The following is an 18,195-nucleotide window of genomic DNA, read 5'->3' on the forward strand; positions in this document are numbered from 1 at the left end:
AGGATCGGGCCTTACCTTGGCCACATCGCTGCGCTAACCTGCCCGCAACAAGGGCAAAGGCATGAGCAGTCAGGTTCCGCAATCTGGGGTACAACGACGCCGGGTGTTCTATATCCCCGGCTATGATCCGATCCATCCCCGCCGCTATCGCGAGCTCTATCGGAAAGAGGGGCGCGCGCAGGCAGGGATTTCCGGGTATCGGTTGGAGGTCTCGGCCAAGACGGGCGATGGTCCCTATGGCTGGCACGTCCGGTCGGAGCAGGACGGGGCCGAAGTGGAGGCGGATGTCGAGGTTCTGGTCTGGTCCGACATCGTTCGCGACAGCATGGAAAGCTCGATCCCGGCCACCTATTGGCAATTGCTGCGCACGGCGTGGATCTACATCTCGACCGGCACGCTGTGGCGGCTGATGCGGCTACGCAAAGGGCCGGTGATCGCCGCACTCTACCCGGTGGCGATGCTGCTGGGGCAGTTGGTGGCGGCGGTGGTACTGGGTTGGGGTCTCGTGGTGCTGCTGATCCCGTGGGCGGGGGTATTGGCGGTTCTGCCTGCGCTGGCGCTTTCGGTGGCGGTCTTGCGCTGGTTCCGAAAGATCGACAACCGCCTGTTCGCCTATTACCTGATGCACGACTATGCCTATTCTGCGCGGCTGCGGGGAGAAACGCCGCCCGAGTTGCAGGCTCGGCTGGACGAATTCCGTGCCACTATTGCGGCAGCGCTACGGTCGCCCGTCGATGAGGTTCTGGTGGTGGGCCACAGTTCCGGCGCCCATCTGGGGGTTTCGGTTCTGGCCGACCTGCTGCGGCGGGGCGAGGTGCCACCGGATGGCCCGGTCCTGTCGTTCCTGACATTGGGGCAGGTGGTGCCGATGGTGTCATTCCTGCCGCGGGCCGGCCGGTTGCGGTCCGACCTGCAATTGCTGTCGCAGACCGAGCAGTTGACATGGGTCGATGTCTCGGCACCCGGGGATGGCTGCGCCTTTGCCCTATGTGATCCGGTTGCGGTCAGCGGGGTTGCCGGGCCGGGCAAGCGGTGGCCGCTGGTTCTGTCAGCCGCTTTTACGCAAACCCTGTCGCCCGAACGTTGGGCCGCGTTGCGCTGGCGGTTCTTCCGTTTGCATTTCCAGTATCTTTGCGCGTTCGACCGGCCTAGCGACTATGACTATTTCCGCATCACGGCCGGCCCGCTGACACTGGGCGCTCGGTTCGCCGGGCGGGCGCCGTCGAAATCGCGGATCGAGCGGGCGGTGTCCAAGTACCGGACGGTGCGCGCATGACCCCGCCCAAGCCGCCCGCCAGACCGGACAAGGTATCTCTGTGGCAATACCTGCGCCTGTTCCGGCGTGACATCCTGTCGGCCCAGCCGCAACGCCTGTACCGCGCCTGGATGGCCGAGTTCCGCACCCCGTTCTTCCGGTCCTACCTGATCAACCAGCCCGAGCTGATCGACCGGGTTCTGAAACGCCGCCCCGAGGATTTTCCGAAATCCGGCCGGATCAGCGAAGGCCTGCGGCCCCTGCTGGGCCAATCGGTATTCCTGACCAACGGCGCAACCTGGGAGCGCCAGCGCCGCATCATCGACCCGGCCTTCGAGGGCGGGCGGCTAAAACAAACCTTTCCCGCGATGCTGGCCTCGGCCGAGGCTTGCGCCGATCGCCTGAGCGACAGGACGGGCGTGCCGGTCGAGATCGAAGAGGTCACCAGCCATGCCGCCGCCGACGTGATCTTTCGCACCTTGTTCTCGGTGCCGATCGAGCACGAAATCGCCGCGCAGGTGTTCGAGAAGTTCCGCGCCTATCAGCGGCAGCAACCTCTGCTGAACCTTGCGGCTTTCGTGCCGCTGCCCGGCTGGGTGCCTCGGTTCCACCCGCGCAAGACCCGCCGTGCGGCGGCTGAAATCCGCGCCTTGATCGCCCGCCTGACCCGCGAGCGGGCCGCGCAGATCGCCGCCGGCGCCGCGCCCGACGATCTGGCCACCAAGATCATGACCACGTCCGACCCCCTGACCGGGCAGTGTTTCGATACCGATGAGATGATCGATCAGGTGGCCATCTTCTTTCTGGCCGGGCACGAGACCAGCGCCTCGGCCCTGGCGTGGACGCTGTACCTGATGGCCGCCTATCCCGACTGGCAGGATCGCGTGGCCGAGGAGGCCCGCGCGCAGGATGAAATCAGTTTTGCCAGCATGTCCAGACTGCGCATCAGCCGCGATGTGTTCCGCGAGGCGCTGCGCCTCTATCCCCCGGTCCCGATGATGGTGCGCGAGGCCACATGCCCCGAACGCTTCCGCGACCGCGACGTGCCCAAGAGCGCGCAGATCGTGCTCAGCCCATGGCACCTGCATCGACATGAACGGCTGTGGGAGGACCCCGACAGCTTTGACCCGGCCCGCTGGGCGACTGAAAACGGCCAAGCCTGTCAGCGCGCGGCCTTCATCCCGTTTTCGGCCGGGCCGCGCGTCTGCACCGGGGCGGGGTTTGCGATGGTCGAGGGACCGTTGATCCTGTCGACCCTGCTGCGTCGGTACCGGTTCGAACCTGTCGAAGGCCGCGCCCCGGTCCCGGTGGCACATCTGACGGTCCGCTCGCGCGATGGAATCTGGCTGCGCGTGGTTGAGCGCTAACAAACTATCATCGCCCCGCGCCATGCTGTATGCGGTTGGAAAAGCGGAATCATTACTGAACGGGAAAGTGTTATGTCCAAGGCTGAACAGCGCGAACAGATGATCAACGGTGCGGGCTTCATCGCGGCTCTCGATCAGAGCGGTGGCTCGACGCCCAAGGCGCTGGCGCTGTATGGCGTGCAGCCGTCCGACTATGGCTCGGACGAGGAAATGTTTGCCGAGATCCAGAAGATGCGCGCCCGGATCATCCTGGCCGATGACTTCACCCGCGACAAAGTGATCGGCGCGATCCTGTTCGAACGCACGCTGAGCGAGGAAATCGACGGTCGCAAGGTGGCCGATTACCTGTGGTCGGTCAAAGGCATCGTGCCGTTCCTCAAGATCGACAAGGGGCTGGAGGACACCGCCAACGGCGTGCAGCTGATGAAGCCCATCCCGGGCCTGGCCGAGACGCTGGCCAAGGCCGAAGGTGTGTTCGGCACCAAGGAACGCTCGGTCATCCACGAGGCCAATGCCGAGGGCATTGCCGCCGTGGTGAAACAGCAATTCGACGTGGCCCGCGAGGTGATCGCGGCCGGCATGGTTCCGATCATTGAACCCGAGGTGAACATCAAGTCGGACACCAAGGCCGAAGCCGAAGAGATCCTGAAAGCCGAAATCCTCAAGAATCTCGACGAGTTGGGCGAGGGGCAGGACGTCATGCTGAAGCTGACCCTGCCCAGCAAGGCCAACCTGTATGACGAGGCCGCCGATCATCCGCGTGTTCTGCGGGTAGTGGCGCTGTCGGGCGGCTATTCGACCGACGAGGCCTGTGACCTGCTGGCGCAGAACGGCAAGATGATCGCCTCTTTCTCGCGCGCGCTGACCGAGGGGCTATCGAAACAGCAGTCGGATGCCGAGTTCAACGCGGCCCTGGGCAGCAATATCGACAAGATCTATCGCGCCTCGGTCTGAGGTCAGACCGGTTTGATGAACGAGCGGCGCATCTGTGCCGCTTTTTCGCGCATGGCGCAGCCGGTGGCGTGGTCATTCACCAGCCCCATCGCCTGCATGAAGGCAAACACCGTGGTGGGGCCGACAAATTTCCACCCGCGCTTTTTCAGATCCTTGGACATGGCAACCGACTCGGGCGAAGTCGAGGCCGTCTGCGGCGCAGGAGGGGTCTCGGGCTCGAACCGCCAGACATAGGCCGCCAGCGAGCCGGTTTCGGCCACCAGCTCCTGTGCGCGGCGGGCGTTGTTGATCACCGCCTCGATCTTGCCGCGATGGCGGATGATACCGGCATCTTGCAGCAGTCGTTCAACGTCCGCTTCAGAAAAACCGGCCATCACGTTGAAATCAAAATCGGAAAAGGCTTTGCGGAAATTCTCGCGCTTGGCCAGAATGGTGCGCCAGCTGAGGCCGGATTGAAAGCTTTCAAGGCAGAGTTTCTCGAACAGGCGCTGGTCGTCACCTACCGGATAGCCCCATTCATTGTCGTGATAGTCGAAGAATTCCGGCGCGGCCTGACACCAACCGCATCGCGGTTGGCCATCCGGCCCGGTCACGAGATCGCGCATCAAATGTACCCCTTTTGTTCACATCCAGCCTAGACACCGACGGGGATCAGATCAAGCGCTGCGATCGGGTGACCGGTACCAGTTCAGAACAAAGACACGAATGGCCGACGCCAATCCAGTCTCGGGGTCGCGCGCGACATCAATTTCCGAGGCCAAGACATTGATTGGCATACCTTTTGCCTTGGCGATGTCCCGAAACGCCTGCCAGAACTCATCCTCGAGCGAGACCGAGGTTCTATGTCCCTTGAGGGTCAGCGAGCGTTTGACGGGCGGGCCGCTCATTCGTCCAGCTCGTGATTGTCCAGATCGCGGCGGGCTTTTTCCGTACGGGCCTTGTCCAGCTGTTTGTCTGCTTTGCTGCGCCCGAACGCCGCCGCGTTCCGGTCGGCGCAGGCCTTTTTCTCGGCCCGCGCCTTTTCCTTGCGATACCGGTTTAGATTGACCGGCTTGCCCATCAGTCCTTGGGCCCGATCATCTGCTCGGGGCGCACGACGGCATCAAAGGTTGCCTCGTCGACGAAGCCCAGCTTGATGGCCTCTTCCTTCAGCGTGGTGCCGTTCTTGTGCGCAGTCTTGGCGACCGTGGTGGCGTTGTCGTAACCGATGGTGGGGGCCAGGGCAGTAACCAGCATCAGCGATTCCTTCATCAGCTTGTCGATGCGCGCCTCGTTGGCCTTGGTGCCCAGCAGCATGCGCTCGGTAAAGCTGTCGGTCGCGTCGCCCAGCAGCTGGATCGACTGCAGCAGGTTGTAGGCCATCATCGGGTTGTAGACGTTCAGCTCGAAATGGCCTTGGCTGCCGGCGAACTTGATCGCAGCGTCATTGCCCATGACGTGGGCGGCGACCTGGGTCAGCGCCTCGGCCTGGGTCGGGTTGACCTTGCCTGGCATGATCGACGATCCGGGCTCGTTCTCCGGCAGGATCAGTTCACCCAGACCCGAACGCGGCCCCGAGCCGAGGAAGCGGATGTCGTTGGCGATCTTGTAGCAGCTGCCCGCGACGGTGGCCAAGGCGCCCGAGAGGAACACCATGGCGTCATGAGCGGCCAGCGACTCGAATTTGTTGGGCGCGGTTACGAAGGGCAGGCCGGTGATTTCGGCCATGTTGGCGGCGACGGCCTCGGCCCAGCCTTTCTGGGTGTTCAGCCCGGTGCCGACGGCGGTGCCGCCCTGCGCCAGCTCGTAGATGCCGGGCATGGCAGCATTCACACGGGCGATGCCCTGACGGATCTGGTGGGCATAGCCGCTAAATTCCTGGCCCAGGGTCAGCGGGGTCGCGTCCTGCGTGTGAGTGCGGCCGATCTTGATGATGTCCTTGAATTCCGCCGACTTCTGCCCGAGCCCGGCGGCCAGCTTTTCCAGCCCCGGCAGCAGCACGTCACGCACGCTCATAGCGGTGGCGATATGCATGGCGGTGGGGAAGGTGTCGTTCGATGATTGTCCCATGTTGCAGTGATCGTTCGGGTGCACCGGATCCTTCGAGCCGATCACGCCGCCCAGGATCTCGATCGCGCGGTTCGCGATGACCTCGTTGGCGTTCATGTTCGACTGGGTGCCTGATCCGGTCTGCCAGACGACCAGAGGGAAATTGTCGTCGAACTTGCCCTCGATCACCTCGCCGGCGGCCTGGATGATGGCGTCGGCGATGCGTGCGTCCAGCTTGCCCGTGGCCTTGTTCTGCATGGCGCAGGCCTTCTTGACCACGCCCAGCGCGCGCACGATGGCGACGGGCTGCTTCTCCCATCCGATGGGGAAGTTCATGATCGAGCGCTGCGTCTGCGCCCCCCAATACTTGTCGGCAGGAACCTCGAGCGGGCCAAAACTGTCGGATTCGGTGCGGGTCTGAGACATCTGTCACTCCGTCTGGTATGCAGTCGCATGCCGTTTAACCGCAGCTAAGCTATGGTTCAATCGGCCAGTTGCGCGCACCTTAGTCCGAAGGGCAAAAAAGGTATAGCCATGCGGTGTGCGTCACTTTTCTTGGTTGGTCACAGGGACGTACCATTGTGCCCGTTCCCGGCTGAGCTAAGATATAGAAGGCAACCGCGGAGAAAGAACCATGAATCGCTCAGACCGGACCTCATTTTTCGCGCAAATGGCCCGATGGCTGTCGATACTGGCGTTTGGAATTTTGTTGGCGTCTCCGGGATGGGCGCAGGACATTGGTCCCTTTGTCGGCGACTATGTCGGATCTGCCGACGTGGTCGATGCAGACGGATCGTCGACCCCGCGCGACATGAGCGTTTCCATCGCAGAGACCGGCGAAGGGTTCGTGGTCAAGTGGAAGACTACCACCTACAAAGCCGACGGCCGGGTGAAAGAACAAAGCTTTTCGGTCGAGTTCCGACCTTCTGATCGAAACAACATCTATTCTGCAGCCATGAAGCGGAATGTCTTCGGTCATGAGGTTCCGCTGGACCCGATGAAGGGGGAACCCTTTGTCTGGGGGCGGATCGAAGGGGAAACACTGACCGTCTTCTCGCTGTTCATAGACGAGGACGGCGGGTACGAATTGCAGCAGTATGACCGAACACTGGCCGAGGGCGGGCTGAACCTGTCCTTTTCCCGGTTCAGAGATGGACAGAAGTCACGTTCGGTCGAAACATTCCTGGAAAAACAATAGGCTCCGCCAAAAAAGCGAAGCCTCGTCCAATGGCCGCGAATTACTTGCGAAAGCTGTCCAGCGATACGATATCCGCATCGTGATGCGGCTCGTCGTCGGGTTCGACCTCGATCGACTCGGCGTCGATTTCCACCGGGTCCTCATCTTCTTCGTCCGAGCTTTCGAAGCGCAGCCCGAATTCGACCGACGGATCGACAAAGGTCTGGATGGCCGAATAGGGGATATACAACGGCTCCGGAGCGTCACCGAAATTGAGCGTGATGGCAAATCCGTCCTCGCCAACCTCGAGATTTTCGAACCAGTGCTGCACCACGATCGTCATCTCATCAGGGTAGCGTTCGCGCAGCCAGTCAGCGATTTCGACGCCGGGCTCACGGGTATCGAACGTGATGAAGAAATGGTGCGCGCCGGGCAATCCGGTTTCGGAAACGCGCTTCAGAACAGTCTTGATCAGCCCACGCATAGCGGTGTGCATCAAGTTGCCGTAGTCAATGCCTTGCGACATGTGTCATCCTCGAAAGTGGTTATCCCAAGCATAAGGGATTTGATCGGAAACGAAAGAGCGGGTTGCGTCTGATTGTTCAAACCAGATGCAGGATTGCGCCTGCTCCTATCATGATGCCCAGCGTCGTTGCCAGACCGGTTTTTCTTATGAAAATCAAGACTCCGGCAAGGCATGTCAATCCAACGGCTGCGATGTCCAAGGTCGAAAAAACCGGAATGGGCAGTGAGATCGGACCAAACACGACTTCTCCGATGGTTCCAAACAGGACATGCAGTCCGAACCACACCGACAGGTTGAGAATCACACCGACGACCGCCGCGGTAATTGCGCGCAATGCTCCCGACAGTCTCGGTCTTTGCGCTATGACGTCCAGGTAAGGTGCGGCAACGAATATCCACAGGAAGCACGGAACGAAGGTCGCCCACAGCGCAACGGCCCCGGCTGCCAGCGCAAGGGACATCCCGCCGGCCAACTGCCCGGCGAGCATGGCGACGAATTGCGTGACCAGTATCAATGGGCCGGGGGTGGTTTCTGCCAGTCCCAGCGCATCGATCATCTGATCGGTAGAGATCCATTGATAGTTCTCGACGACCGTCTGGGTCATGTAGGCCAGCACCGCATAGGCCCCGCCGAAAGTGACTACTGCCAATCGAGCAAAGAACCAGCCCAGATCGCTTAGCAATGTCTGGCCGGAAAGGGTCAACAACACCAGCGGAGCCAACCAAAGAAACAGCCAGAGCGCTGCGGTCCGCGCGGGCCGAGCCAAGGCGGTATCGACATTCTGCGAAACTGAAGGCTGCTCGGAAGGCTTACGTGAAAAGCCCCAGACAGCCGCGGCCAGAATGATCAGGGGGAAAGGTAGATTCAGAGCGAAGATCGCCAGGAACGCCAGTATCGCAAGAATCCCGGGCTCTGCCCCAGATAGAGTTTTGCGAGAAAGATTGAGCACCGCCTGGAGAACGATCACGATAACCGTGGCCTTGATCCCGAGAAATGCAGCCTGGACCAGGGGAAGGTCTCCGTAGGCAGCATACAGGCCGACCAGCACGGCTATCACCAGCGCTCCGGGCAGAACGAACAGGCCGCCGGCAATCAGCCCGCCCGGCACCCCCCGCAGCCGCCAACCGGCATAGGTGGCCAGTTGCATGGCTTCGGGGCCGGGCAGCAACATGCACAACGACAGCGCGCGCAGAAAGCTCTGCTCATCCAACCATGGCCGCCGTTCGACCAATTCCTGGTGCATCAATGAGATCTGTGCCGCTGGGCCACCAAATGAGAGGAGGCCGATGCGGCCGAACACCCGGACCAGTTCTGACAGTGAGGGGTTCACTACAGGGGATCCGCCCTGCATGCGCCGGTTTCGGCGGTCCTCGGGCGGCTCCATCCGATATTCGGAGCATAGGTGCCGATCCGACCACCAGCGATCATTGGAAATTGCGCAGCCATGGCATGTGCCCCTTTGGATTTGGAGACATGCGAACCCGGGCTGCCGCCGGGCAGGGCGTTCACATGCTGACCCCGTGTGCTCTTGCTACTCGGGGTCAGCACGCGCGGTCAAGAACCGGTTCAGGCCCAGTCCAGCCGTTGCCCTGTCATGCAAACGGGCAAGGTATCCTGCGGGAACTGGCCGAGCTGTTCGAACAGGGAAACGAAGTCGAACTGGTTGTAGGCTTCGACCATCTTGTCACCTTTGAAGCGCGCCATAACTTGGCCTGTGACCTCCAAGGGCGCGCCGTTGTCCGCCCGCGAGGTCCGCACATGCAGAACGGCCGACGCCCAATCGCCGTTTTCGATAATTTTGGGCAAGTCCACCTGGATTTCGCCCAGAACGTGCCGAAAGGCCATGACCAGGTCGCGAAAGTCGTCCGCCCCGACCTGCATTTCGGGTATCAGCCCTTCGGCCATCGTTTCCGGGGCAAAATACTGGTCGATCGCGTCAATATTGCCTTTTTCCCAGACCTCGGAATACCAGGCTCTGAGTATCTCTGAATTAGTCATCCCAACTCTCCTGTCTGTCTTCCGCTACTTTGAATGACAGGAGTGAACAGTTTCTGAATAGCGGCCAAATTCGGCGCAAAAACTCAGACAAAATCCAGGGAAATGCAGGTTTCTGTTGCCAGGTACCTGCGAACCCCGCCTTACGCGGCTAGGCGCAAGGACTTAAGTTTCGGTCTGGTTACTGCTTACGCAGCAACGGCAACCGGAGCACGATTGTCATTTGCAATTGTACTGTTTTCGCCGGTAACGGTGGCAGACAGCCGAGACAAAGCTAACCCCTTTAGACGTTCGTCGATCCTATTTCGGCCCCATGATCCCCAAATGAAGGATGTATGGTGGAGCCGCCGGGTACCGCCCCCGGGTCCGATCCGCTTATTACGAGCGCGTTTATGTCCATAGTCCCGAAGGACAGGATTTATATAGGTGAGGATATTTGCGGATGCAAACCCTCAAAGCGCGGGATCATGGCGATTTTTCCAACCTTTCACGCGGGCTTGAAGAGGTTGGCTGCGATCAGCCAGATCGCCAGCACCAGCTCGATTCCGCCGAAGGTCAACGCTTTGGCCAACGGTGGATTGTCCAGCAGTACGGACACGAACCGACCCAGCGCCGCGCCGCCATAGACCACGCCCAACATCGCGTAGGCCATCGGGTGGTTCAGCCACAATACAGCTATGCCGGTCACGACAAACAGCCCGCCGACCGAGGCCCGCATCTCGCTGAGGCCCATCGTGCTGTTGGTGGGCGCAAGGTCCAGCGAGGCCGCCGTCCAGGCCGGAGCCAGAAAGCCGAACAGTCCAAAGCCGATGGTCAGAAGGGCTGCGATGATGTTGAGTGTTCCGGTCATGGGGGCCTCGCTTTTCAAATGCCTGCCCGTCGAACCTAATCTGTTTCGGTGCAGGGGGAAGACCTCAGATTGCGGCCCAGAGGCCGAGCACCCCCACAAGGATCAGGCTGAGCGCCCAGACCATTTCCAGGTTGAACCAGCTGCGAGACAGAAACTGCAGGCCCAGCCAGCGATAGACCGCGAAGGCCAGCGCACCGCCGCCCAGCATCATAGCGCCCGTATGGACCGCGGCCACAGCCAGAACCAGCAGGCCATTGGTGCCCATGATCTCGGACACGGCTCTGTGGCCGGTATCCAGCTCGTCCAGCCCGCACAGGCCCAGATAGATCGGGACCAGCATCAGCGCCGCACCATGCGCCAACGCCACCAGAAACGACCACAGCGCCAACCGACTGGGCGGTACGCGCGCCAGAAACCGTGGGTGGCGCCGGGTGATCGCGATGTAGAGGCCCATAGCGATCACGATCAGGGCCGCTCCGATCCGGATTTCGCGCTGATAGTCTACAAGGATGGTCATCAGCGCAAAGGGCAGCAACACACCCAGCATCGCCACGAAATGCCCGCCCGCCAGCGCTGCCAACGCGCGCCAGAGGGCGGATTGGCGTTGCTCCATCAATGCGGCCGACACGGCCAACGGCCAGCCCATACCGGGGTTCAACCCGTGATAAGCGCCGCTCAGAACAACGGCCAGCCAGAGGCCGGCCGTCGATGTCATCAAGGCGTCCAATTCAGACCGAAGGGTAGCAGAAACTGTCGGTGGAGCAGTCTCCTCCCTCAAGCCGGATCTGGTGGCTGCGATACCCTTTCGGGAAGTCCACCCAGAAATCCTTGTCCAGTGTCAGGCCGCCTTTTTCGCCTACATCTGCCTTGACCATCGCAGCGCCGCGATCGCCGGGATAGAATTGGTCATCCCATGTGGAATAAAGCGAATTGGTCCAATAGACGCGTTTGCCGTCACGGCTGATCTCGACCATCTGCGGGCCATAACCAAAGTCCTTGCCGTTGGGATGCTTGGTTTTCTTGACGATTCCGCCGATCTCGACCTTGCCGGCCAGCTTGGGCTTCATCGGGTCCGAGACATCGTATTGGTGCATTTCACCGGTGCCCCAGCACGCGACATACAGGTATTTGTCGTCCAAGCTCAGGTCGATGTCGGTCACCAGAGGCGGCACCGCCGAGAACCCTTTGAGCAGATCGGGAAGATCATCCGGATCAGCGGGTTGCGGGTCGATCGTGATGGTCTTCTTAGCCGCGAAACTGCCATCCTTGTTGCGCCACCAGGTAAAGATTGCGCCCTGAAGATTGGTGGTGTCGACCACCACACCGCAGAACCCGTATTGCTTGACCGGGTCATGCGCCGGCCGGATTTCCAGCGCCATCTGGTGGTTCTCGCCCAAATCGATGGTCTGGATGTTGGTGCGGTCGCGCAGGTTCCAGAAATGGATCCGGTGGCCATATTTGTTCGACAGAAGATCTTCGGCCACGATCCCGTTTTCGAATTGCGGGGGCAGACCCCATTCGGAACTGACCATGTAGTCACGCGGCAGGTTCCACCAGAAATCATAGTGCTTGTCCTGCACGCCGCGCTCGATCTCGTAACGCCCGATGATGTCGAAGGTCTCGCAATCCATGATGAAGATGCCCGGAGGCCCATCGGTGCCATCCGGTCCGCCGCCGCCCAAGGTGCTGACATAGATACCTTCGGGTCCGCAATGGATCGTATGGGGGCGGGAATACCCCGTCCTTGCAAAGACTTCTTCGGGCTCGATGATCTTGTGAATTTTGGCCTTCAGCGGCTCTTTCACGTCAATCACGTAGATCCGGCTGGAACGGATACCGGGGATGATCAGGTACCGGCGCTCAAGAAAAGCGTGGCCGGTCAGCGGAGACAGGGCCGAAGAACAGGCGTTCCATCCGAAATGGTGAAACTCGTCGCCCTTGTTGGGCATCATCACCTTGTGAACGATCTTTCCGTAATCGCCCGAAGTTGGGTCGACATTCACAACCGCCAAGCCATCGGGCTGCGAAAAATCGGGGCTGAGCATCAGCGTGAAGGCCAAGGTTTCGGGCGGGGCCTCCATGGCCATCCTGGCGGATGGATAGAATGTTGGATCCGGTCTTTTGTTCATAACGTCCTCCCGTAAGTCATTGAAAATCAATTTTATTGAGAGTGCCGGTCTTCCCGCCGGATGATGGTCTGCCTGCTCGAGTGTCCTTTCCGTTGATGTGATGCGTCAAGAAGAATTCAGAGTGTCTTCAGGCCGGTTTCCGCCGACGTTCGGCCACATCATGGGCCAGGCGGCGGGTGTAGGTTTCCAGTTCGACCAGCGCGGCGTCGACGGTCTCGGCGTCCTGCGCCTCCAGCGCGTCGGCGATCTTGCTGTGCAGGCGGATGATCTCCTCGCGCGAGCGGGCGGTGAAGGTGATCATGTTCATCAGGGGCTGCATCGCCTCGACGGCTCCGGCCAGTTGATAGGACAGGACAGGGTTGCCCGCGCCATCGACCAGTGCCCGGTGAAAAGCCACGTCCGAGGCGCAGAAGGCCTCATCCGTCAGACCGGGCTGCGCCTGACGGAAGATTTCCGCGCGCATGGTGGCCAATTGATCGGCGGTGCGCCGCTGGGCCGACAGGCGCGCGCAGGCACGTTCCAACGCATAGCGGGCCTCGCAGGCCGTATCGAAGCTGACCTCGTTCATCGACAGCAGCAGCGTCGAAGTCGTGATCTGCTGGGAATAGGCGTCCTGGAAACTCAGCCGGTTGACGAAGGCACCTCCCGTCGCGCCGCGCTGGGTGCGGATCAGCGATTGCGCCGCCAGCCGTTTCAGCGCCTCGCGCACGGTGGGGCGCGACACCTGGAACTGGTCCGCAAGCTCGGATTCCGAGGGCAGGCGCTCGTCCACGATCAGCTCTCCTGATACGATGGCATCGCGGATGGCCTGGGCGATCTGCGCGGACAGGTCGGTGCTTTTCTGGGGATCGATTTTCATCTTCTGCAGGCCGCCGTGAAAAATTTATTTGTCTGACATTTAAAAGTCTGACATTTGAAAAGCAAGCACCGAGTCGGGAGGGAACATGAGTCGGGCACTTCTACGCAGCGGTTTGTGGCTGGGCTTTTTCGTCCTGATCCTGTGGGCCTGGTGGGTGATGTACACCATGAGCCGCGACATGGGCGTCGATTGGATTGGCCGACCCGGGCCAATGGCCGAGGCGATGCGTGCGATGGATCCCCGCATGGACATGTACATGCCGATGGCCGAGTTCGGCCCGCTGTTCGTGATGTGGGCGATCATGATGGCCGCGATGATGCTTCCAACGCTGGTTCCGACACTGAGAAGCTATGAGGATTTGATCCAGAGCGCCAATGGAACAAGGCTTGGGTGGGTCGGCGTTCTGTTGGGCTATTTCGTGGTTTGGGCCGGGTTCGCCGCGTTGATCACAGGTGTTCAGCTGGCTTTGTTGTTCGGGGGCGTGATCGACATGCTGGGCATTGCCAAGTCTCCGCTTTTTGCCGCCGGTCTTCTCATTGCCGTCGGTGCCTTTCAATTCACGCGCGCCAAGGAGGTGTGCCACGGGGTGTGTCATGCGCCGATGACCTATTTCCTTGGACACTGGCGCACTGGCTTCTCTGGCGGACTGCGTATGGGCCTTGGGCTGGGCGCCTTTTGTGTCGGCTGCTGCTGGGGGTTCATGGCGCTTGGCTTTGTCGGAGGCGTGATGAGCCTTCTGTGGATGGGTTTGGCGACCCTGTTCATGGTGTTGGAGAAATTGCCCCAGATCGGTCATGTTCTGACACGGCCGCTGGGTTTCGCTTTGATTGCAGGTGGCCTTGGGCTGCTGATCTACCCAATTGCATACGGAGGATAAGCCGATGGCAAAAAACAGAAAACCCGATGCCGACAAGCTGCCGGTCAGTCAGCGAATTGACAGCCGGATGCCCAACCCCAAGCGGCGCGAGATGAGCCCGACGGACTGGGCCATCAAGGGTGAGCTTATCCTGAACTGCTCCTGCGACGTGTTCTGCCCCTGCGTGGTTTCGCTGGGGGCGCACCCTCCGACCGAAGGGCATTGTCATGCGTGGATGGGCGTGATCATCGACGAGGGACACTATGAAGGCGAAGACCTGTCAGGTCTGAACGTCGGTCTGTTGGTCGATATTCCTGGCCGGATGGGCGAAGGCCAGTGGAAGGTTGCCGCTTACGTGGATGAGCGCGCAAGTGGCAAGGCGTACAACGGTCTGCTGCAGATTTTCAGCGGGCAGGCGGGTGGCACCACCGGGCTGTTCACGATGTTGGTGAGTGAAATCATCGGCGCCGAGCGTGCTCCAGTGCAGATCGAACGCGACGGCAACAAACGTCGCATCGTCATCGGCCGCAAGATCCAGGGTGAGATCGAGATGCTGGCAGGCAAAGACCCCGAACATCCGGTCATGGTTTCGAACTCCAAGTATTGGATGGGTCCGGACATCATCGTGGCGCGAGGCACCAAGTCGAAAGTGCGCGACTATGGTCGTGTCTGGGATTTCGGCGGCAAATCTGCCGAAATCTGCCCGATCGACTGGCACGGACCCAAGTGATGATCACCGGCGCCTATGCTCGGCAGATGGCCCGCTATAACCGCTGGCAGAACAGCCAGTTGGCGGGCTTTCTTCAAGAGCTTTCGACCGAGGAATTGACCCGGGAACGCGGTGCATTTTTCGGGTCGATCCTGGGGACTGCCAACCATCTGCTGTGGGGCGACTGGATCTGGATGTCCCGGTTCGACAAAGGGCCGGGGCCTGAAAGCAATCCGCACCGCAAGGGCGGCGGTATTCACGAAAGCGTCCACCTGTGCCCGGATCTGGCGCACTGGCTGCCGCTGCGCGAGACCATCGATGCGCGGATCGATGCTTGGGTTGAAACTCTGGGCGACGAGCCAATCTCGGGTCCGTTCACCTGGTATTCCGCGGCAAAAGAAGAAGACATTACATTACCTTACGCCGTGTGCGTGATGCATTTTTTCAATCATCAAACGCATCACCGGGGACAAATCCACAAAATGCTGACCGAGGCCGGGTCTGAGGCTCCGGTCAGTGATCTCGTTTTCTTGCCCGAGGAGGTCTAAGTGCCACAGATTTCTTTGTCGCGCCGGCTGCGGCGCACGCCGTTCTCCGACGGGGTCGAGGCGGCCGGTGTCAAAGGCTATACCGTGTACAACCGGATGTTGCTGCCGACGGTTTTTGAAAGCGTCGAGGCCGACTATCGGCATCTCAAGACCCATGTTCAGGTCTGGGACGTGTCTTGTGAGCGGCAGGTCGAACTGCGAGGCCCCGATGCCGCGCGGCTGATGCAGATGCTGACCCCGCGCGACCTGCGCGGCATGTTGCCGGGCCAGTGCTACTATGTGCCGATCGTGGACGAAACCGGGGGGATGCTGAACGATCCCGTGGCGGTGAAACTGGCGGATGACCGCTGGTGGATTTCGATCGCAGACAGCGATTTGCTGTTGTGGGTCAAAGGCTTGGCCAACGGATATCGACTGGATGTTCTGGTGGATGAGCCGGACGTTTCGCCTTTGGCGGTGCAGGGACCCAAGTCGGATGACCTGATGGCGCGGGTCTTTGGCGACCGGGTGCGTGATATCCGCTTCTTCAAGTTCGACATGTTCCAGTTCGAGGGGCGTGATCTGGCGATTGCGCGGTCGGGCTATTCCAAACAGGGCGGGTTTGAGATCTATGTCGAAGGCGGCGACGTCGGCATGCCCTTGTGGGATGCGCTTTTCGCCGCCGGAGAGGACCTGCAGGTTCGGGCGGGCTGCCCCAACCTGATCGAGCGGGTCGAGGGCGGGTTGCTGTCTTACGGCAATGACATGACCGATGACAACACGCCCCATGAATGCGGGTTGGGCAAGTTCTGCAACACGCATACGGCCATTGGCTGCATCGGGCGGGATGCACTGTTGCGGGTGGCCAAAGAGGGGCCGGTTCAGCAAATCCGTCCGATCGCGATCGAGGGCGACGCGGTGCCCCCCTGCGATCGGCCGTGGCCGGTCTATGGCGGCGGCAAGCGTGTGGGCCAGGTGACCTCGGCTACCTGGTCGCCGGATTTTCAAACCAACGTGTCGATCGGTATGCTGCGGCTGAGCCATTGGGATCCGGGAACGCAGGTCGAAGTCGAAACGCCGTCTGGAATGCGGACTGCAATCGTGCAGGACAAGTTCTGGATTTGAGCCGGGAAGGGCGCGCGGGACGCGCCCGGGAAGCATTTGGGCCAGATGAGAGATCGATCGGGCCACGGTCAATGAAAGGAATTGGAATATGTTCAACGCTTTGGTGATGGAAAAGGACGAGGAAAGCGGACTGGCCAGCCCGGTGATCAAGCAGATCTCGGAAGATGACTTGCCGCATGGTGAAGTACGTGTGGCCGTCGAGTTCTCGACCGTCAACTACAAGGATGGTTTGTGCATGTCGCCCAAGGGCGGCGGTCTGGTCCGAAATTATCCGCATGTGCCCGGGATCGACTATGCCGGAACTGTCGAAGAATCCTCGGACGACCGGTACAAACCCGGCGACAAAGTGGTGTTGACCGGTTGGCGCGTGGGTGAGGCGCATTGGGGTGGATACGCCCAGAAGGCCAGCGCGCTGGCCGATTGGCTCGTCCCTCTGCCCGAGGGGTTGAGCACGCGCCGGGCCATGGCCGTGGGAACTGCCGGTTTTACCGCGATGCTGGCGGTGATGGCGCTGGAAGATCACGGTCTGACGCCCGACCGTGGACCGGTTCTGGTAACCGGTGCTGCCGGGGGCGTCGGCTCGGTTGCCACGGCGATTTTGGCCAATCTGGGATACGAAGTTGCGGCAGTGACCGGGCGGCCTGAAACCGAAGGCTATCTGAAGGCGCTTGGTGCGACGTCGATCGTGCCGCGTGACGAATTGAACGAAACCACCAAACGCCCGCTGGAAAGCGAAACCTGGGCTGGCTGCGTTGATGCCGTCGGGGGCGCAATGCTGGCGCGCGTTCTGGGTCAGATGAAGTATGGCGCCTCAGTGGCAGCGGTCGGTCTGGCCGGTGGCGCGGGCCTGCCGGCGACCGTCATTCCGTTCCTGCTGCGTGGGGTCAACCTGTTGGGAATCGACAGCGTGATGCAGCCGTTCGACAACCGACTGCGGGCTTGGCAGCGCGTGGCTTCGGATCTGCCGATGGACAAGCTGGAAGCGATGATTCAGCCGGCCACTCTGAATGATCTTCCGAAGCTGGGTGCCGACATCCTCAACGGTCAGGTCAAGGGGCGCGTGGTCGTTGACCTGAACGCCTGAGCGTTGGTTTTTTCTGTGCCAGCCCGGCCCGCCACAGGGCCGGTCTTTTTTGTCCGGGGGTTCGGGTTTTTCGCGGAAACAACTCTGGTCATTGCCACATTTCCCGATCATGATTGCTATACATCCCAGGTGCGATGGCGTAAGAGCCATTCCAACATCACCTGAAGACGGGGAGTGAGCAGCATGTCTGACGATTTTGAACTGGACACCGATGATCTGAAACGCCGCATGGATGGCGCGATGGCCAACCTCAGAACCGAATTCGCGTCGCTGCGCACCGGGCGTGCGTCGGCTTCGATGCTCGAGCCGGTTATGGTGGATGCGTATGGGTCGATGACACCGATCAACCAGGTCGGCACTGTAAACGTTCCCGAGCCGCGCATGGTCACCGTGAATGTTTGGGACAAGTCTTTGGTCGGCAAAGTGGAAAAGGCGATCCGGGAAAGCGGACTGGGCATCAACCCGCAGCTGAACGGAACGATCATCATGCTGCCTATCCCCGAGCTGAACGAAGAGCGCCGCCGCGAGCTGGGCAAAGTGGCCGGGCAATACGCCGAACACGCCCGCGTTGCCATTCGCAACGTGCGCCGCGATGGCATGGATCAGATCAAGAAAGCCAAGGCCGACGGCCTGTCGGAAGACGATCAGAAGTTCTGGGAAACCGAGGTTCAGGAACTGACCGACCAGATGATCAAGGCCGTAGATGCGGCCCTTGAGGCCAAGCAGGCCGAAATCATGCAGGTTTGAGCGCAAG

The 18,195-nt window shown here is 60.8% G+C and carries 21 protein-coding genes and 1 other RNA gene; 10 read left to right on the forward strand and 12 right to left on the reverse strand.

Going from position 1 to position 18,195, the window contains the following annotated elements:
• Window positions 1–61 precede the first annotated feature (61 nt).
• The 3 genes from ACR0EF_RS05320 (at window position 62) to ACR0EF_RS05330 (ending at window position 3,576) form a co-directional block, all read left to right on the forward strand.
• Window positions 62–1,276, forward strand: a complete 1,215-nt coding sequence (locus ACR0EF_RS05320; RefSeq protein ID WP_170371118.1) for a hypothetical protein — start codon at window positions 62–64, stop codon at window positions 1,274–1,276.
• Window positions 1,273–2,622, forward strand: coding sequence for a cytochrome P450 (locus ACR0EF_RS05325; RefSeq protein WP_170371117.1), 1,350 nt, complete (start codon window positions 1,273–1,275; stop codon window positions 2,620–2,622). Before ACR0EF_RS05320 ends, ACR0EF_RS05325 begins: the two co-directional genes overlap by 4 nt.
• Window positions 2,623–2,694: 72 nt before the next feature.
• The gene (locus ACR0EF_RS05330) at window positions 2,695–3,576 is read left to right on the forward strand and encodes a fructose bisphosphate aldolase (RefSeq protein ID WP_170371116.1); all 882 of its coding nucleotides are present in this window, start codon (window positions 2,695–2,697) and stop codon (window positions 3,574–3,576) included.
• 2 nt (window positions 3,577–3,578) lie between these two features.
• Here ACR0EF_RS05330 and ACR0EF_RS05335 read toward each other — a convergent pair whose 3' ends face one another.
• From ACR0EF_RS05335 to fumC, 4 genes are read right to left on the reverse strand one after another with little or no spacing between them, the layout of a single operon-like run.
• Window positions 3,579–4,181, reverse strand: coding sequence for a DNA-3-methyladenine glycosylase I (locus tag ACR0EF_RS05335; RefSeq protein ID WP_170367064.1), 603 nt, complete (start codon window positions 4,179–4,181; stop codon window positions 3,579–3,581).
• 51 nt (window positions 4,182–4,232) lie between these two features.
• A complete protein-coding gene (locus ACR0EF_RS05340) occupies window positions 4,233–4,463 on the reverse strand; it encodes a ribbon-helix-helix domain-containing protein (RefSeq protein WP_170367065.1) in 231 nt (76 codons plus the stop codon).
• Window positions 4,460–4,636, reverse strand: a complete 177-nt coding sequence (locus ACR0EF_RS05345) for a DUF4169 family protein (RefSeq protein ID WP_170367066.1) — start codon at window positions 4,634–4,636, stop codon at window positions 4,460–4,462. Before ACR0EF_RS05345 ends, ACR0EF_RS05340 begins: the two co-directional genes overlap by 4 nt.
• Complete coding sequence (gene fumC / locus ACR0EF_RS05350; RefSeq protein ID WP_170357728.1) at window positions 4,636–6,030, reverse strand: class II fumarate hydratase; 1,395 nt, start codon at window positions 6,028–6,030, stop codon at window positions 4,636–4,638. Before fumC ends, ACR0EF_RS05345 begins: the two co-directional genes overlap by 1 nt.
• A 244-nt stretch (window positions 6,031–6,274) precedes the next feature.
• Here fumC and ACR0EF_RS05355 point away from each other — a divergent pair, with 244 nt between their 5' ends.
• Window positions 6,275–6,802: a hypothetical protein gene (locus tag ACR0EF_RS05355; protein ID WP_170371935.1), complete on the forward strand. Its 528-nt coding sequence runs from the start codon at window positions 6,275–6,277 to the stop codon at window positions 6,800–6,802.
• 40 nt (window positions 6,803–6,842) lie between these two features.
• Here ACR0EF_RS05355 and ACR0EF_RS05360 read toward each other — a convergent pair whose 3' ends face one another.
• The 8 genes from ACR0EF_RS05360 to ACR0EF_RS05395 form a co-directional block, all read right to left on the reverse strand.
• Window positions 6,843–7,307: an SspB family protein gene (locus ACR0EF_RS05360; RefSeq protein WP_170371115.1), complete on the reverse strand. Its 465-nt coding sequence runs from the start codon at window positions 7,305–7,307 to the stop codon at window positions 6,843–6,845.
• Window positions 7,308–7,383: 76 nt separating this feature from the next.
• A complete protein-coding gene (chrA, locus tag ACR0EF_RS05365) occupies window positions 7,384–8,658 on the reverse strand; it encodes a chromate efflux transporter (protein WP_170371934.1) in 1,275 nt (424 codons plus the stop codon).
• 215 nt (window positions 8,659–8,873) lie between these two features.
• Entirely contained in the window at window positions 8,874–9,305 is a 432-nt protein-coding gene (locus ACR0EF_RS05370; RefSeq protein WP_170367068.1) for an ester cyclase, read from the reverse strand.
• Window positions 9,306–9,406: 101 nt separating this feature from the next.
• Window positions 9,407–9,754: a transfer-messenger RNA gene (gene ssrA, locus ACR0EF_RS05375) on the reverse strand.
• 35 nt (window positions 9,755–9,789) lie between these two features.
• A complete protein-coding gene (locus ACR0EF_RS05380; protein WP_170339292.1) occupies window positions 9,790–10,152 on the reverse strand; it encodes a DUF4345 family protein in 363 nt (120 codons plus the stop codon).
• A gap of 64 nt (window positions 10,153–10,216) precedes the next feature.
• Window positions 10,217–10,867 carry a hypothetical protein gene (locus tag ACR0EF_RS05385; protein ID WP_170339290.1) on the reverse strand — a complete coding sequence of 217 codons (651 nt, stop codon included), beginning with the start codon at window positions 10,865–10,867 and terminating at the stop codon, window positions 10,217–10,219.
• A gap of 13 nt (window positions 10,868–10,880) precedes the next feature.
• Window positions 10,881–12,281: a selenium-binding protein SBP56-related protein gene (locus tag ACR0EF_RS05390; protein WP_170371113.1), complete on the reverse strand. Its 1,401-nt coding sequence runs from the start codon at window positions 12,279–12,281 to the stop codon at window positions 10,881–10,883.
• Between the two features lie 127 nt (window positions 12,282–12,408).
• Window positions 12,409–13,140 (reverse strand): FadR/GntR family transcriptional regulator, encoded by a 732-nt coding sequence (locus ACR0EF_RS05395; protein ID WP_170339285.1) that lies wholly within the window; start codon window positions 13,138–13,140, stop codon window positions 12,409–12,411.
• 85 nt (window positions 13,141–13,225) lie between these two features.
• Here ACR0EF_RS05395 and ACR0EF_RS05400 point away from each other — a divergent pair, with 85 nt between their 5' ends.
• From ACR0EF_RS05400 to frr, 6 genes are all read left to right on the forward strand, one after another.
• Window positions 13,226–14,017 carry a DUF2182 domain-containing protein gene (locus ACR0EF_RS05400; RefSeq protein ID WP_170371111.1) on the forward strand — a complete coding sequence of 264 codons (792 nt, stop codon included), beginning with the start codon at window positions 13,226–13,228 and terminating at the stop codon, window positions 14,015–14,017.
• Between the two features lie 4 nt (window positions 14,018–14,021).
• Window positions 14,022–14,726, forward strand: coding sequence for a DUF1326 domain-containing protein (locus tag ACR0EF_RS05405; RefSeq protein ID WP_093962001.1), 705 nt, complete (start codon window positions 14,022–14,024; stop codon window positions 14,724–14,726).
• The gene (locus ACR0EF_RS05410; RefSeq protein ID WP_170371109.1) at window positions 14,726–15,253 is read left to right on the forward strand and encodes a DinB family protein; all 528 of its coding nucleotides are present in this window, start codon (window positions 14,726–14,728) and stop codon (window positions 15,251–15,253) included. Before ACR0EF_RS05405 ends, ACR0EF_RS05410 begins: the two co-directional genes overlap by 1 nt.
• Window positions 15,254–16,357 carry a dimethylsulfoniopropionate demethylase gene (locus ACR0EF_RS05415; RefSeq protein ID WP_170371107.1) on the forward strand — a complete coding sequence of 368 codons (1,104 nt, stop codon included), beginning with the start codon at window positions 15,254–15,256 and terminating at the stop codon, window positions 16,355–16,357.
• Between the two features lie 88 nt (window positions 16,358–16,445).
• Window positions 16,446–17,441 carry an acryloyl-CoA reductase gene (gene acuI, locus ACR0EF_RS05420; RefSeq protein ID WP_170339277.1) on the forward strand — a complete coding sequence of 332 codons (996 nt, stop codon included), beginning with the start codon at window positions 16,446–16,448 and terminating at the stop codon, window positions 17,439–17,441.
• Window positions 17,442–17,624: 183 nt separating this feature from the next.
• Entirely contained in the window at window positions 17,625–18,188 is a 564-nt protein-coding gene (gene frr / locus ACR0EF_RS05425) for a ribosome recycling factor (RefSeq protein ID WP_170338696.1), read from the forward strand.
• Window positions 18,189–18,195: the final 7 nt, after the last annotated feature.

This window comes from Ruegeria sp. CG8 (assembly GCF_056537165.1).

Excerpts from the sequence above, each read along its gene's own strand:
- ACR0EF_RS05320 (WP_170371118.1), top strand. The coding sequence starts at position 62 with ATGAGCAGTCAGGTTCCGCAATCTGGGGTACAACGACGCCGGGTGTTC.
- ACR0EF_RS05325 (WP_170371117.1), top strand. The coding sequence starts at position 1,273 with ATGACCCCGCCCAAGCCGCCCGCCAGACCGGACAAGGTATCTCTGTGG.
- ACR0EF_RS05330 (WP_170371116.1), top strand. The coding sequence starts at position 2,695 with ATGTCCAAGGCTGAACAGCGCGAACAGATGATCAACGGTGCGGGCTTC.
- ACR0EF_RS05335 (WP_170367064.1), bottom strand. The coding sequence starts at position 4,181 with ATGCGCGATCTCGTGACCGGGCCGGATGGCCAACCGCGATGCGGTTGG.
- ACR0EF_RS05340 (WP_170367065.1), bottom strand. The coding sequence starts at position 4,463 with ATGAGCGGCCCGCCCGTCAAACGCTCGCTGACCCTCAAGGGACATAGA.
- ACR0EF_RS05345 (WP_170367066.1), bottom strand. The coding sequence starts at position 4,636 with ATGGGCAAGCCGGTCAATCTAAACCGGTATCGCAAGGAAAAGGCGCGG.
- fumC (WP_170357728.1), bottom strand. The coding sequence starts at position 6,030 with ATGTCTCAGACCCGCACCGAATCCGACAGTTTTGGCCCGCTCGAGGTT.
- ACR0EF_RS05355 (WP_170371935.1), top strand. The coding sequence starts at position 6,275 with ATGGCCCGATGGCTGTCGATACTGGCGTTTGGAATTTTGTTGGCGTCT.
- ACR0EF_RS05360 (WP_170371115.1), bottom strand. The coding sequence starts at position 7,307 with ATGTCGCAAGGCATTGACTACGGCAACTTGATGCACACCGCTATGCGT.
- chrA (WP_170371934.1), bottom strand. The coding sequence starts at position 8,658 with ATGCAGGGCGGATCCCCTGTAGTGAACCCCTCACTGTCAGAACTGGTC.
- ACR0EF_RS05370 (WP_170367068.1), bottom strand. The coding sequence starts at position 9,305 with ATGACTAATTCAGAGATACTCAGAGCCTGGTATTCCGAGGTCTGGGAA.
- ACR0EF_RS05380 (WP_170339292.1), bottom strand. The coding sequence starts at position 10,152 with ATGACCGGAACACTCAACATCATCGCAGCCCTTCTGACCATCGGCTTT.
- ACR0EF_RS05385 (WP_170339290.1), bottom strand. The coding sequence starts at position 10,867 with ATGACATCGACGGCCGGCCTCTGGCTGGCCGTTGTTCTGAGCGGCGCT.
- ACR0EF_RS05390 (WP_170371113.1), bottom strand. The coding sequence starts at position 12,281 with ATGAACAAAAGACCGGATCCAACATTCTATCCATCCGCCAGGATGGCC.
- ACR0EF_RS05395 (WP_170339285.1), bottom strand. The coding sequence starts at position 13,140 with ATGAAAATCGATCCCCAGAAAAGCACCGACCTGTCCGCGCAGATCGCC.
- ACR0EF_RS05400 (WP_170371111.1), top strand. The coding sequence starts at position 13,226 with ATGAGTCGGGCACTTCTACGCAGCGGTTTGTGGCTGGGCTTTTTCGTC.
- ACR0EF_RS05405 (WP_093962001.1), top strand. The coding sequence starts at position 14,022 with ATGGCAAAAAACAGAAAACCCGATGCCGACAAGCTGCCGGTCAGTCAG.
- ACR0EF_RS05410 (WP_170371109.1), top strand. The coding sequence starts at position 14,726 with ATGATCACCGGCGCCTATGCTCGGCAGATGGCCCGCTATAACCGCTGG.
- acuI (WP_170339277.1), top strand. The coding sequence starts at position 16,446 with ATGTTCAACGCTTTGGTGATGGAAAAGGACGAGGAAAGCGGACTGGCC.
- frr (WP_170338696.1), top strand. The coding sequence starts at position 17,625 with ATGTCTGACGATTTTGAACTGGACACCGATGATCTGAAACGCCGCATG.